We start from the raw sequence: 13,995 nt of genomic DNA, 5'->3' as shown, positions 1-13,995 counted from the left end.
AGGAAAGGAACTACACAATGAATAAAAACATATTAATTATTGATGATGATAAAGAAATTGTTGAATTACTTGCTGTTTATTTGCGAAATGAAGGCTATAACATTTATAAAGCTTATGATGGCGATGAAGCATTGCAAAAGGTTTCTACATATGAAGTTGACCTTATGATTTTGGATATTATGATGCCAAAACGAAACGGATTAGAAGTTTGTCAGGAAGTACGTGAAAATAATACTGTACCAATTCTAATGCTTAGTGCAAAAGCAGAAGATATGGATAAAATATTAGGCCTTATGACAGGTGCCGATGATTATATGATCAAACCATTCAATCCATTAGAATTAGTAGCTAGAGTGAAAGCTTTATTACGAAGATCCTATTTCCAAAATGCTACTTCGCAAAAGAATGAAGATGGTATTATTCGTATTCGCTCTGTTGAAATACACAAACATAATCATACTGTTAAAGTAAATGGAGAGTATATTAAACTAACCTCTATTGAATTCGATATTTTATATTTACTTGCGAGTAATACAGGAAGAGTATTTAGTTCAGAAGAAATTTTCGAACGCGTTTGGAATGAAGATGGTTATGGTTCAAATAAGACGGTAATGGTCCATATTAGCAACTTACGAGATAAACTTGAAACAGTAATGAATGGAGAAAAATTGATTCATACTGTTTGGGGAGTTGGCTATAAAATTGAGAAATGAAGCATTTGATATATTAAAAGATATTCCTAAATGGAAACTTATTTTTTGGCTTTTATTAGCTATCACACTCACTCCTATTACTGAACTAATTATTTATCGCCTCGTTACGAGTGTAATTGAGAGTTCACTTACTCTAACTGAACTCGGTAAAGAATTCATTCGAATTTTTGGTTATGAAAAGTATAAAGGGATTAAAGAGTCTTTATGGATGATGATTGTATCTTATTTGTTTTTATTTTCTATTTTTTCATCCTATCTTTACATTTTTTATCGTCACGAGAAAAAACTTTATTATGAAACTTGTATAAAAAAAATGATAGAAGAAATTCGTTATATTGCAAATGGAAACTTCAATCATAAAGTTTCTATTGTAAATCATAATTATCTAGAAGAATTAGCAATCGGGGTCAATGAAATTGTTGAACAATTAAAAGTCTCAATTGATGAAGAAAGACAAGCGGAACAAGCAAAAAGTGAACTTATTACAAATGTATCACATGACTTACGCACCCCCCTTACTTCTATAGTTGGATACGTAAATTTAATCCATCATGATAATTATAGAGATGAAGTGGAATTGCGATACTATATTCAAGTCATTTACGATAAAGTAACTCGTCTTAATGCATTAATGAATGACTTGTTCGAATATACACGTGTTCAAAATAAAGAATTAAGCTTGTATTCTGTTCCTATTGATATTGTAGAGTTACTTGGACAATTAACTGTTCAATTCCGCATACAGGTTCAAGAAGCTAATATAGAATGTCGGCCTTCTTTCCCGTCTCAAAAGCTTATGGTATTAGCTGATGGTGACAAATTAGTGCGTGTGTTTGAAAATCTTATTATAAACGCTATCGCTTATGGAAGCGAAGGTCGCTATATTGACCTTACTGCTTATGAAAGCAATAATATGATTACAATTGATATAACAAATTACGGACAACCTATTCCTAGTACGGATTTACCTCATATTTTTGAACGTTTTTACCGCGTTGAGAAATCTCGCTCTACAAACACTGGTGGATCTGGACTTGGATTAGCAATTGCAAAAAGTATAGTCGAGTTGCATAAAGGAACAATTGAAGTATATAGTGATGACGAAAAAACAACATTCACTGTAAAACTACTTCCATACAAATGTTAATATTACAAATAAAAAGTTCAATTTCTTATCATATAAGAAATTGAACTTTTTCTATTATTTCCCTAAATTTAATAATCCTTTATAATTCTTTAGAAATTCTTTACCTTTTCTTTCTTCCTAATTAAGCATTCCTTTTTACAATACTATTATTGATGTCATAATAGGAGGATCACTTATGCAATTCTTAAAAAAATTCGCTATTTTATTATTATCTTTTTTCATTACTGCACTTATCGTTTTATATTTTTACCTTTATGTAAATGGTCCGATTATTCAAGCTAAATCAGCTATTTTAATAAATGCTAATTCAGGTGAAATTGTTTATAAAAAAAATGAAGAAACCCCAGTACAACAATCAGCTACTTTATCTAAATTAATGACGGAATATATCGTATTGGAACAACTAAATGATAGAAAAATACAGTTAGATGACTTCGTACAAATAAGTAACGAAGTTTTCCGAGTAGAAACAAGCCCTATACAAGTAACATCGAATGATAAAACAACGGTTCGTGATTTACTTCATGCATTGCTACTGGCAGGGAATAATCGTTCTGCACTCGCTCTAGCAGAACACATTGCTGGAACTGAAGATAACTTTACAATATTAATGAATAAAAAAGCAAAAGAACTACAGTTATTACAACCATCTCCATTTCTAAACTCTACTGGAATTAATCATGATACAAATAAACAATCAACTACAACAGCAATAGACGCAGCTAAACTAGCTGCACGATTAGTAAAAGATTTTCCAGATGTATTGAATATTACGAAACTAACCTCTTACCAATTTACCTTCAAAGATTCCCAGGTTTTCAATACGAATAAAATGATATATTCCCTTAATGAAAACATTAAACTTCAAGGTGTTGATGGCTTACAAACTAGTTTTTCAACTAACGGTAATTATAGTTTTGTCAGTACAGCAAAACTAGGAGATACTAGACTAATTTCAGTAATATTAGATGCAGATGAAGAAAACATCTCATTTATTGAAACAAAAAAGTTGCTACAGTATGGTTTTGATCCTTCCTCGTACTCTGCACTCCAAGCTTTTAAAGACACCCTTACATCTTGGACAATATTGCTTCAGTTTAAAAACTTAATTATACAAACTATAATGATTTTCTTAATCATTACCACCTTAATGTTTTTACATATACGTCAGAAAAAATCCGAGGATTTCAATTAAGAAATCTTCTTATATATAAAAACCGACTTGCGCTTGAGATGCAAGTCGGTTTCTAATTCTATCATCCTCTTCCAATCAAATTTGCTGAAACTGGTTGCAAGTTTAACTCCCTCGCCCATATAGATAGCTGACCAATATGATGGATTTCATGTACGATTACATGTCTTAAAACCTATGTTTTTTGAGGCATACATCCATCTCTCTTTCCTTTCGTTGTATTCGTTTGTTTAGTTTAAATGGGTTAATCTATTAATTCTATTAAATCCAACAATTTAACTATTACATTTTAAAGTTCTATTCATATACTATAGTAGATTACTAGAAAGGAGGTTTAACTATGGATAGTTGCGTTGTATTTGTAAACGGACAACCTTTTTTAGTTCTTTCAGTAGCTGGTATTGAAATTGCTAGATTAGAGATTTCCCTTCAAGTAGCATTAGCTCTAAGAGTGCTTGGGATACCAATCTGTGATTAATTACCAAATTAAAAGAAAAAGCGGGCATTAGCCCTCTTTTTCTATTTTCTTCTCATCTTTTTTTTAACAACTAACAAAATTTAAATTTTTATTTTGTAATGAAAATCCGAAAAATCAATCCATTTTATTCAATAAAAAAGATCAACACCCCTACCTCATTATCCGTTTCTAAAAAATTAGAATTCGGTTAATTACAAGAAAATTTAAATATACGAACGTTACATAAAATACTTGTTAGAATATCTGTCCTTCACACTATTTATTTCGCCGACGTTATAGAATCAAAGCACCAATGATTAACTTTTTATACGGCTTATTTTAAGTGTGCTAGCATTCTAGGCTAGATGATCATGACTGCAAAAAAACTTCAAGTTCTCGTTTATATAAATCAGATCACGCTTTCACTTTTTGAATCGATTGATAATCTTTAAATTGCGGTTCTCTATCTTCTTATCCTTGAAGAGCACTAATCCAACTATACTCTACATCTACAATATGAAATCATGTTTTTAACATACCCCTAGTTTGCTAAGTAAATCTTCCTCTGAAAGTTGTTCACACCACTTAAACCAATCATCTCTTACTTGCCAATTATATTGAAATAAAGTGTACACATTTATCTCTCCCTTAATTTAATTATCTACCTAACAGCATCTGTTATACATTTAACCATTGACAATCACTTCTCTTCGGCCAAGTTCCTCGACAGCGTGATTAATTATTTCACTTACAGATAAAGAACCATCTAATATGATATCTGAATTCGGCTTAACAGTATGAATTGCCTCTAAATAAGCTTTTCTCGCATATGTCATGTAATGTTCCAAATCATTATGTATTTCATCTATTGTACCTTCCTTAAAATCTCGCAAAATCCTTCTAGCCATCGCAATATCTAAAGGCGTATCAATAAATATAGTTACATCAATGAATTTTCGCATCTCACTATTTAAGTATGCAAAAGGATAATCTACAATAATATAGTCTAAGGTATTATTTTGTATAAGTTGCTCAATATCATGAATTAATGGTGTTAATACCCACTCGTCGTAATTCGCCCCATCATCAATCCATTTACAAATATCAGCAGGAGATTTATCAAATGTGTAACTATCAAAATATAGAGCTTTTGAGTTTTTAAACTTATGCTTTAATCTTTCTGTAATTGTAGTTTTACCTCCCCCCGAAACAGCTGCAATTGAGATTATTTTTGTTTTATTATCCACTATACCCACCAAGCCCCTTTTGTTAACATAATATAATTATAAAATACTATAGTTGCTACTTCTTCCATTCATATTCTAACATACTCATTTCCCATAAATTCCAATACGTTTCTCCTACTCTTTTTGACTCTCTTAATAAGCCTTCTTTTACAAACCCTATTTTTTCGTAACATGAAATGGCCGATGTATTAAAATCATACACACCAAGAGTTACTCTATGTAGTTTTAATTCTTTAAAAGCAATATGAAGTACTGCTTTCATCATATGTTTTCCTATAGAATGTCCTCGCATCTTCGTATTACCAACTAATACTTTTCCAATTCTAGCCGAATTATTAATATTATCTATTTGCCCAAGCGAAATGTGACCAATAACGTCTGAAGTCTCTTCATCTACCACTTTGAAAGCGAGTGTATTTGCACTTTCTATATACTTCTCTAATTGCTGTTCGTCTAAGGGAAATGTGAAGGCATTTCCTGACCATTGTATTAGAAATTCTTCAGAATTAATCCAATTTATTAATTGTTTAAAATCAGATTTTTTAAAGGTTTTTAGTTTAATCAATTCCATGCTCCTTTCGTACATCATACTTTATAACCTCAAACTTATTTCTATATAAAGAATATATTCTCCTTTTATATGAAATTAAAATAAAGCCATTCATGTGAATGGCTTTACAAAAAAGCAGCATAATTATGCTTTGTTTGCTACATCAATACCATTAAAATCAAAGTCAGCAGTAACCGTTGTAACAGGTGGGAAAATTGCTTCAATTTTACAAATGGAAATAATTACTCCAACCGATCCAGGAATAGCCGCAAGCCTAACTACATCACAACTTACAGACGAAACAGTACCTACATAAGTACGTCCCTCTGTATTAATTTGAACTGTTCGATTAATTAATTTCTTAAGTTCATCTCTAATTCCTTGTACACAAGAATTATCACATTTCTCATGCTGTTCTTTTTTACACTCTTCGAATACTTCCCAACAATCATCTTGTTTACATGTACACTTCTTTTTACAATTATTAAATCGAGAACCCAATACCTCACCCCCTAATCCTTTCTATTAGTAAAGTATGTCCACTAGCTTAAAAGGGTACGAGGCAAACACATAAAAAGAAAAAAACAAACAATTGTACCAAACCTTCTTTTCATTATTCATTATAAAAACAGACTTCTCCTAATTAAAATCTTGTTTAATGAGCGGCCGTGAATTTAGTCCTACTCCATTTAATGTTTGGACACCACTTTCTAAAACAAATCTTTTTCTTTTAATAAGATGCCCCTTAAAAACACACTAGATTTTCCCATTAACTCACATATACATAGACTTTATTTGTGGATTTCCCATTTTTCATTGTGAAATATACATTTAAAAAAGCGTACTCGAAAATAAGATATTATATGTAATCAGAACGCTTTCTTCAACAAATGTTTATTGGAAAACACCATAACTAGTAGTAGTTCTCTCCACTATCTCTTAAAAATTAGCATAGTTTGTATGAACTCTATATCGAGTAGAAAACACTCTATCATATAAAGATAAAATAGTAGGTTAATAAACAAGCCATTTTTTTATTAAAACATAGAATAATATGAACACTATTGAAAGGAGGTAGAAATGAATGTCTTGGAAAAATGATTGCTGGAGTTCTCAGAAAAAGCATTGTTGTGATGATTGGTGGAAATCTAAAGAAAAGCATCATTGTGATGATGATTGGAGTTCTCAGAAAAAGCATTGTAATGATGATTGGTGGAAATCTAAAGAAAAGTGTCATTGTGATGACGATTGGAGTTCTCAGGAAAAACATTGTAATGATGATTGGTGGAAATCTAAAGAAAAGTGTCATCGTGATGATGATTGGAGTTTTAAACGAAATAAGTGTCGTTGTAAATTTTTCTTTATTTGTTGCCATTGTAAAAGAAAAAATTGGTAATATTTTTGATGTCAACTTAAAGGAAAGAATATATCTTTTGGAACCAATAAATACTAGAATGTATTATACAAAAAGCTGACTGAATATAGTCAGCTTTTTGTCAATGAACACGTAAAGATTTCAACAGACATATATATTTACTGATTAAGTGGGGTATTAAGAAAAGACAAGCTAACTCTTATAAATCGATTTTTAATTACTTCACGTACGTATAAAGCTTTAGATGCTCTCATTAATTCAGACGAATTTACCGGCATTTTCACCAAAAAATTCATGGATTCTTTAATTAGTCGAGTACTTTCATTATCTTCAGGAGCCCCACAGATAATCGGGGTTTCTTTTATTTAAATAAAGATTTTTTAAATTTTACAAACTCTCCTATATTAAAATATCTTCTAAAATCCCTATTGAACATTTATAATACTTTTAAAAGGTTTAAATTCGACAATCAGTAATGGAGGCATTTTAATGGGAAACATCCCAAAAGTATCATCACACCAATCAAATCCTAATATACCCTCACAGCAAGTGAATCATACTACCCAACAAGGTAGTATTAAAAAAACAAGACGCCGTATTATAACTACTTTGGCTTTTATATTGCCTATAATTTTTGTCCTCCAATATTCTCTGAATAACCAACAAGAAATGATTAAAGAAAAACAAATCACACTTAATATGGAACAACAAAAATTATCTTCTGTAAAGAAGGATGGTCATTCCCTTAACAAGGATGTCAAGGCTTTAACAAGTAGTGAAGAAGAAATTTTAAAATTCGCAAGGAAACTGTATGGATTTTCCAAACAAAATGAAACTATATTTCAAATAACTGAATAAAATTACACGGCATTACCTAAAAGGCGATTTGAAGATAATCGCCTTTTTATATTTAATTTCTAAAGGAATCATACTAATCTCTCTTTCTATCATATAACTACTTTGTTTAATTTGTTAAAATACAACCGCTTGTCTGTTTCACTTTGCTCTATCATTACATTTACTATTAGTAATACGATTTTTAGAGGTGATAAATAATGGACGAATTTTTATCTTTTGCTGCACTTAATCCGGGTTCTATTGGACCTACACTTCCACCTGTTCAACCTTTTCAATTCCCTACCGGTCCCACCGGTTCTACAGGAGCTACTGGATTAACCGGATCAACTGGACCGACTGGGCCAACCGGATCAACCGGATCAACTGGACCAACCGGATCAACCGGATCAACCGGATCAACTGGACCAACCGGATCAACCGGATCAACTGGACCAACCGGATCAACCGGATCAACCGGATCAACTGGACCAACCGGATCAACCGGATCAACTGGACCAACCGGATCAACCGGATCAACCGGATCAACTGGGCCAACTGGGCCAACTGGATTTAATCTTCCTGCTGGACCTGCATCTATTACCTTGACTTCTAACGAAACCACAGCATGTGTATCCACTCAAGGAAATAATACTTTATTTTTTTCGGGTCAAGTATTAGTAAACGGTAGTCCTACTCCAGGGGTAGTGGTCAGTTTTTCATTTAGTAACCCATTTCTTGCTTTCATGGTTCCTCTTGCTGTCATTACCAATGCCTCAGGTAACTTTACCGCTGTATTTCTGGCCGCTAATGGGCCTGGAACAGTAACCGTTACTGCTTCACTTCTTGATTCTCCTGGAACAATGGCTAGCGTCATTATTACCATTGTGAATTGTCCGTAATAATTTTATTTTTAAGAACTAAGCAATTTCTAATAAAAAGAGCACTGATTTTATAGTGCTCTTTTTTTATCATTTGGATGTGCCTTTCAAATTAAATTTCGTAACAATCTATTAAAATAACGCTTTTATTGAATTTCATCCTTAACAAAATTTAATTACTCCAATGAATAAAGATGCCACAGTATCGTATTTTAATAAAAATTATAAAACAGACATACTTAACACCAATAGTAGAATTTTTCTTCTTCATCAACTTCACTTCTTCTCTTTTTATAAACATAAAAAAGGAGCTCTATTTATATAGAACTCCTTGCTAACTTTATAATTTACTAGACTGTAACCCCTGAATAAACGGAACTACTTCAGGATTTACAAGCGATGATAAATCACCTAATTCTTTTCCTAAGTAAGCTGCTTTAATAACACGGCGCATTACTTTAGAATTACGTGTTTTCGGTAAATCTTCTACAACGTGGATGTCTTTAGGACACAACGCTTTTCCAATATGAGAGTTTACTAAACTCATTAATTCTTTCTTTAATTCTCCTGTGAATGTTACATGATCTCTTAACACTACAAAACAATGACAAACTTCACCTTTTACTTCGTCAGGTACACCAATTGCAGCAGCTTCGATTACATCATTATGTTTCACAAGAATAGATTCATATTCAGCAGGTCCAATACGTTTACCTGCAATATTTAACGTATCGTCTGAACGCCCTGTGATGATATATTGTTCACCATCGTAAATGACCCAGTCACCGTGGACCCATTTATTTTCAAAACGCGACCAATATGTGTTCACGTAACGTTCATCATCTTCCCAGAAGCTTTTCGTCATACCTACCCAAGGTTTCTCTAAGCATAATTCTCCGACTTCATCTCGAATTGGTTTACCTTGATCATCCAGCACGACAGCTGCCATTCCTGGTAAAGATGCGTTAAAACTAATCGGTGCGATTGGCTTAATAAGAACATTACCGAAAATCCCACCAGAGATTTCAGTTCCACCTGAGTAGTTACAGATTGGAACATTTCCTTTTCCAACTGTTTCAAACAGCCACATCCATGGATCAGGATTCCAAGGTTCTCCTGTTGATGCGAATACTTCCAAACTCTTTAAAGAATGTTTATTGACATACTCATCACCTTTTGCCATTAATGCTCGGATTAACGTTGGCGAAATACCTAGATGAGTAATTTCATATTTATCAACTGTCTCCCATAACCGGTCTGCTTCTGGGAAGTCTGGAACACCTTCGTACATAACCATCGTTGCTCCATTAATGAGTGAACCGAATAATAGAAACGGCCCCATCATCCAGCCCATATCAGTTACCCATAATACACGATCACCTTGTTTAATATTCATTCCAAATCCTGCATCAAAAGCTGCTTTCAAAGGAAATCCTGCATGCGTGTGTACTGTTCCTTTCGGCTTACCAGTCGTTCCTGATGTATAAATGAGCATTAATGGATCATCACTTTGCATTTCCTCGGCATGTATGAATGGTTTTTCTTTTTCTAGCGTACTCCACGAAAAGTCATAGTTATGTGGTGTAAAATCATTTCCTGCATGACGAACGATAACAACTTTTTCAACAGTTGGGCAATGTTCACAAGCTTTATCTACTTCATCTTTTAAAGAAACAATTTTACCGCGGCGTGAAAATCCATCTGCAGTAATAATCATTTTTGAACCCGCCGCTTGCACACGTGTCATAACTGCATCAGACGCAAAGCCTGAGAATATTGGTGAAATAATTGCTCCAATTTTCATTACAGCTAGCATCGCAACAACTGTTTCTGGAATCATCGGCATATAAATTGTTACACGGTCACCTTTTTCAATACCCGCGTGTTTCAAACCATTGGCAACACGGCTTACCCAGTTATCAAGCTCTTCATATGTAAATGATTTTGAAGTTCCATTTTCTCCTTCGTACTGAAGTGCTGGCTGTATTCTTGTCTCTTCATCCGCAAGCCAGCGGGATAAAGCTGATTCTACAACGTTACATGTTCCGCCATTATACCACTGTGCAAACGGTGTACCATTTTCTAAATCTAACACTTCTGTATAAGGTTTCATCCATTGATAGCCAACTGCTTTTTCTGCCTCTCCCCAAAGCCAAGCTGTTTCCTCAATAGATTTATTATAAAAAGTTTCATAGTCTTCATATCCCAATGATTTCATCCAACTATATAAACGTGTTTTTTCCTTGTACTCTTCTGTTGGAAACCAAACTGCTTGTTTCAATATTTTCCCCTCCTTAACTTTTTGAGCAAGAAAGCCCTAAATAGGGCTTTTAAACTGGATATACAGGATGTTTACGATCCGTGAATACTTGATATTTACTCATATACATTTCGAAACGTCCTTTTAACTCTTCACGTAAATTGTTTGGATGAACAATACCATCAATCACCATCTCTGATGCTAAGTGGTATATATCAATATCTTTCTTATACTCTTCACGTTTTTCAGCAATAAAGCTAGCACGCTCTTCTTCTGGTAAAGCTGCAATTTTATTTGCATATACAGCATTGACCGCAGCTTCTGGACCCATTACCGCAATAGAGGCTGTCGGTAATGCCAGGCAGCAATCTGGTTCAAATGCTGGACCTGCCATCGCATATAAACCAGCACCATATGCTTTACGAACAACGATAGAAATCTTCGGTACAGTTGCTTCACTCATTGCAGAAATCATTTTTGCACCGTGGCGAATAATACCAGCACGCTCTACTTTTGTACCGATCATAAATCCTGGTACATCCGCAAGGAATAATAATGGAATATGATATGCGTCGCATAAATTAATAAACTTAGCAGCTTTATCAGCTGAATCATGGAATAATACGCCGCCCTTCATACGCGGCTGATTTGCAATAATACCAACTGGCTTACCATCAATACGTGCTAAGCCTGTAATTAGCTCTTGAGCAAATAATTTTTTTACTTCATAGAATGAACCTTCATCAATAACTCTATTAATGAGATCTTTCATATTGAAAGGAGCATTTTGATTTTCTGGAATGATTTGTTCTAACGTTTTATCGAATTGTTTCGGTTCTTGAGGTGTAACCAATGGAGTCTTTTCTAAGTAGTTATTTGGAAAATATGAAATGTATTGTCTTGCTTGTGTAATCGCATCTTCTTCTGTCTTACATAAAACATCTCCGCATCCTGATACAGAGCAATGCATACGAGCTCCGCCCATCTCTTCTAAAGTTACCTTCTCACCGATAACCATCTCAGCCATACGAGGAGATCCTAAATACATAGATGCATTTCCTTCTACCATCATTACAACGTCGCAAAAGGCTGGAATATAGGCACCACCAGCTGCAGAAGGTCCAAATAATAAGCATACTTGAGGAACTTTACCTGATAATTTCACTTGATTATAGAAGATTCTTCCTGCACCACGGCGCCCTGGGAACATTTCTACTTGATCTGTAATACGTGCTCCAGCAGAGTCGACTAAATAAAATAACGGAACACGTAGTTTTTCAGCTGTTTCTTGAATACGTAAAATCTTTTCAACTGTGCGTGATCCCCACGATCCAGCTTTTACAGTAGAATCATTGGCCATTACACATGCAGTACGACCATGTATTTTACCCGTTGCCGTTACAACGCCGTCCGCAGGTAAGCCTGTTTGTTCACAGTTAGCAAATAATGCATCTTCTACATATTCGCCATTATCAAATAGAAGCGCTAAACGATCTCGAACAAATAATTTTCCTTTTGCTTTATTTTGTTCATGATATTTTGGTGCGCCGCCTTGTTTAATCGTTTCAACTCGTTCTTCAAATGTATTTGATTGTTGTTTTTGATCTAACATATTTACTCCCCCTTATACGTTGGTGTGCGTTTTTCCTTGAATGCTTGTAATCCTTCTAATCTATCTTTCGTATGGATTACACCTTCATACGCTTGTTTTTCCATTTGTAATCCGGTATGTAAATCAACTTGAATACCGTTTGAAATCGCTTCTTTTGCTAATCGAACAGCAATAGGTCCATTACTAGCAATTTTCTCTGCTATTTCAATCGCTTTCTCTTCAAGTAAATTAGCTGGTACAACAAATTCTACTAAACCATATTCTTTTGCTTCTTGCGCTGAAATACGTCTACCTGTATAAATTAATTCTTTCGCTCTACCAACTCCAATTAATCTCGGTAAGCGCTGTGTACCACCTGCTCCTGGTATAATTGCAAGTGTCGTTTCAGTAAGACCAAGACTTGCACATTCAGCAGCAATTCTAAAATCACAAGCTAAACTTAATTCCGTACCACCACCAAGTGCGATTCCATTTATTGCAGCAATAACTGGCTGTGGTAATTGTTCAACCATCTCCATAGTAGTGCGAATCATACTAACAGCATGGCGAACTTGTTCTTCATTCATATCGGCACGCTCTTTTAAATCTGCACCAGCACAAAATGCTTTTTCACCAGCACCAGTCAAAATAACTACACGCGCGTTTGAATCTTCACTTATTTGAGTTAATATAGTTTGTAATTCATCTAATAATGCTAAAGATAATGAGTTTGCTTGTCTTGCACGATTTAACGAAATCTTTACTACGTGAGGTGTTACGTAATCAACGGAAATGTTTTGTAATTGTAGCATCTACTCACCTACTTATCGTTTTATGTTGAAGCGCTCTATACACATGACTCGGTAATTGGATATTTAGCTTACTTTGAATAAATTGACTAGCTCGCAATAACTTTTCTTCGTCTATATTCGTTTGAACTCCTAATTTATGGAGCATATGTACTAGGTCATCAGTAGCAACATTACCTGATGCTCCTGGTGCATAAGGGCAGCCCCCGAGTCCACCACAAGAACTATCAAACGTTGTAATACCGTATTCTAATGATTTAACTACATTCGCTAGAGCCATTCCATACGTATTATGAAAATGCATTGCAAACTGCGAAGCATCATACTTCTTTAATAGATGTTCTAATACTTGTTCTACTTGTAATGGATTCGCTACACCGATTGTATCCCCAAGAGAAACTTCATAAATGCCGTATGAAAATAGTTGATTACATAATTCGTCAACTGCTGTAACACTTATATCCCCTTCATAAGGACATCCAAATACAGTAGAAACATAGCCTCTTACCTTTTTTCCTTCGAATAATGCCTGTTTTGTTATATCTTCAATTACAACTAATGCTTCTTTAATCGATTTATTAATATTACTTTTATTATGAGATTCACTTGCTGATAAAAAAACATTCACCTCATCTACATTTTGCAAAAAAGCTCGTTCCAAACCATTTTGATTCGGAACAAGCGCAGCATATGTAACATTTGGATCCCTTTTCAGCTCAGAAAATACATCATTTGCATCTGCTAATGCAGGGACCCATTTTGGGTGAACGAATGAGGAAACTTCAACATACGACAATCCTGCTTCTGTAAGTAGTTGAATCCATTTTACTTTATCTTTTGTGCCAACAATCTTTTTTTCATTTTGTAAGCCATCACGTGGCCCGACTTCTTTAATGACAGCAAAATTAGGTAGTTTCAATTCGCTTCCCCCTATATCTC

Annotated in this window: 15 protein-coding genes and 3 pseudogenes; 7 read left to right on the top strand and 11 right to left on the bottom strand. The window is 34.1% G+C overall.

What is annotated here, in order from left to right:
• Positions 1-17 precede the first annotated feature (17 nt).
• The 3 genes from QCI81_RS26400 to QCI81_RS26390 all read left to right on the top strand — a co-directional run bounded on the left by QCI81_RS26400 (position 18) and on the right by QCI81_RS26390 (position 3,055).
• Positions 18-713, top strand: coding sequence for a response regulator transcription factor (locus QCI81_RS26400; RefSeq protein ID WP_071730589.1), 696 nt, complete (start codon positions 18-20; stop codon positions 711-713).
• A complete protein-coding gene (locus QCI81_RS26395) occupies positions 703-1,860 on the top strand; it encodes a sensor histidine kinase (RefSeq protein ID WP_001243312.1) in 1,158 nt (385 codons plus the stop codon). Before QCI81_RS26400 ends, QCI81_RS26395 begins: the two co-directional genes overlap by 11 nt.
• Positions 1,861-2,035: 175 nt before the next feature.
• A complete protein-coding gene (locus QCI81_RS26390; RefSeq protein ID WP_071730591.1) occupies positions 2,036-3,055 on the top strand; it encodes a D-alanyl-D-alanine carboxypeptidase family protein in 1,020 nt (339 codons plus the stop codon).
• Between the two features lie 61 nt (positions 3,056-3,116).
• Here QCI81_RS26390 and QCI81_RS26385 read toward each other — a convergent pair.
• Positions 3,117-3,227 (bottom strand): annotated as a pseudogene (locus tag QCI81_RS26385) (DinB family protein); the annotation flags it as partial.
• A 165-nt stretch (positions 3,228-3,392) separates the two neighbouring features.
• Here QCI81_RS26385 and QCI81_RS26380 point away from each other — a divergent pair.
• Entirely contained in the window at positions 3,393-3,530 is a 138-nt protein-coding gene (locus QCI81_RS26380; RefSeq protein ID WP_000376554.1) for a DUF3956 domain-containing protein, read from the top strand.
• A gap of 396 nt (positions 3,531-3,926) precedes the next feature.
• On the opposite strand, the pseudogene QCI81_RS26375 reads toward QCI81_RS26380, so the two are convergent.
• The 4 genes and pseudogenes from QCI81_RS26375 to QCI81_RS26360 all read right to left on the bottom strand — a co-directional run.
• Positions 3,927-4,144, bottom strand: a pseudogene (locus QCI81_RS26375) (DinB family protein); the annotation flags it as partial.
• 51 nt (positions 4,145-4,195) lie between these two features.
• Positions 4,196-4,765, bottom strand: a complete 570-nt coding sequence (locus tag QCI81_RS26370) for a nucleoside/nucleotide kinase family protein (protein ID WP_000513265.1) — start codon at positions 4,763-4,765, stop codon at positions 4,196-4,198.
• Positions 4,766-4,811: 46 nt separating this feature from the next.
• A complete protein-coding gene (locus QCI81_RS26365) occupies positions 4,812-5,345 on the bottom strand; it encodes a GNAT family N-acetyltransferase (protein ID WP_071730593.1) in 534 nt (177 codons plus the stop codon).
• Positions 5,346-5,450: 105 nt separating this feature from the next.
• The gene (locus tag QCI81_RS26360) at positions 5,451-5,807 is read right to left on the bottom strand and encodes a hypothetical protein (protein ID WP_000535577.1); all 357 of its coding nucleotides are present in this window, start codon (positions 5,805-5,807) and stop codon (positions 5,451-5,453) included.
• 596 nt (positions 5,808-6,403) lie between these two features.
• Here QCI81_RS26360 and QCI81_RS26355 point away from each other — a divergent pair.
• From QCI81_RS26355 to QCI81_RS26345, 3 genes and pseudogenes are all read left to right on the top strand, one after another.
• Positions 6,404-6,781 (top strand): hypothetical protein, encoded by a 378-nt coding sequence (locus tag QCI81_RS26355; protein ID WP_081366306.1) that lies wholly within the window; start codon positions 6,404-6,406, stop codon positions 6,779-6,781.
• A 389-nt stretch (positions 6,782-7,170) separates the two neighbouring features.
• Positions 7,171-7,539, top strand: coding sequence for an FtsB family cell division protein (locus tag QCI81_RS26350; RefSeq protein ID WP_071730597.1), 369 nt, complete (start codon positions 7,171-7,173; stop codon positions 7,537-7,539).
• A 197-nt stretch (positions 7,540-7,736) separates the two neighbouring features.
• Positions 7,737-7,793, top strand: a pseudogene (locus tag QCI81_RS26345) (exosporium leader peptide-containing protein); the annotation flags it as partial.
• 17 nt (positions 7,794-7,810) lie between these two features.
• Here QCI81_RS26345 and QCI81_RS26340 read toward each other — a convergent pair.
• The 6 genes from QCI81_RS26340 to mvaB form a co-directional block, all read right to left on the bottom strand.
• A complete protein-coding gene (locus QCI81_RS26340) occupies positions 7,811-8,140 on the bottom strand; it encodes a hypothetical protein (RefSeq protein WP_353810924.1) in 330 nt (109 codons plus the stop codon).
• Positions 8,141-8,185: 45 nt separating this feature from the next.
• Positions 8,186-8,401 carry a hypothetical protein gene (locus tag QCI81_RS26335; protein ID WP_071730608.1) on the bottom strand — a complete coding sequence of 72 codons (216 nt, stop codon included), beginning with the start codon at positions 8,399-8,401 and terminating at the stop codon, positions 8,186-8,188.
• Positions 8,402-8,736: 335 nt separating this feature from the next.
• Positions 8,737-10,677 carry an AMP-binding protein gene (locus QCI81_RS26330; RefSeq protein ID WP_071730016.1) on the bottom strand — a complete coding sequence of 647 codons (1,941 nt, stop codon included), beginning with the start codon at positions 10,675-10,677 and terminating at the stop codon, positions 8,737-8,739.
• A 49-nt stretch (positions 10,678-10,726) separates the two neighbouring features.
• Positions 10,727-12,268, bottom strand: a complete 1,542-nt coding sequence (locus QCI81_RS26325) for an acyl-CoA carboxylase subunit beta (RefSeq protein ID WP_000886755.1) — start codon at positions 12,266-12,268, stop codon at positions 10,727-10,729.
• Between the two features lie 2 nt (positions 12,269-12,270).
• Positions 12,271-13,059 (bottom strand): enoyl-CoA hydratase, encoded by a 789-nt coding sequence (locus tag QCI81_RS26320; RefSeq protein WP_069355611.1) that lies wholly within the window; start codon positions 13,057-13,059, stop codon positions 12,271-12,273.
• A 4-nt stretch (positions 13,060-13,063) separates the two neighbouring features.
• Entirely contained in the window at positions 13,064-13,975 is a 912-nt protein-coding gene (gene mvaB / locus QCI81_RS26315) for a hydroxymethylglutaryl-CoA lyase (protein ID WP_000775436.1), read from the bottom strand.
• Positions 13,976-13,995 lie beyond the last annotated feature (20 nt).

The sequence above is a fragment of the Bacillus cereus group sp. MG20 genome (assembly GCF_040459885.1).
Lineage (GTDB): Bacteria > Bacillota > Bacilli > Bacillales > Bacillaceae_G > Bacillus_A > Bacillus_A cereus.
Note: the sequence above shows the minus strand (reverse complement) of the source record. Positions and strands in the feature narration are given on the sequence as shown.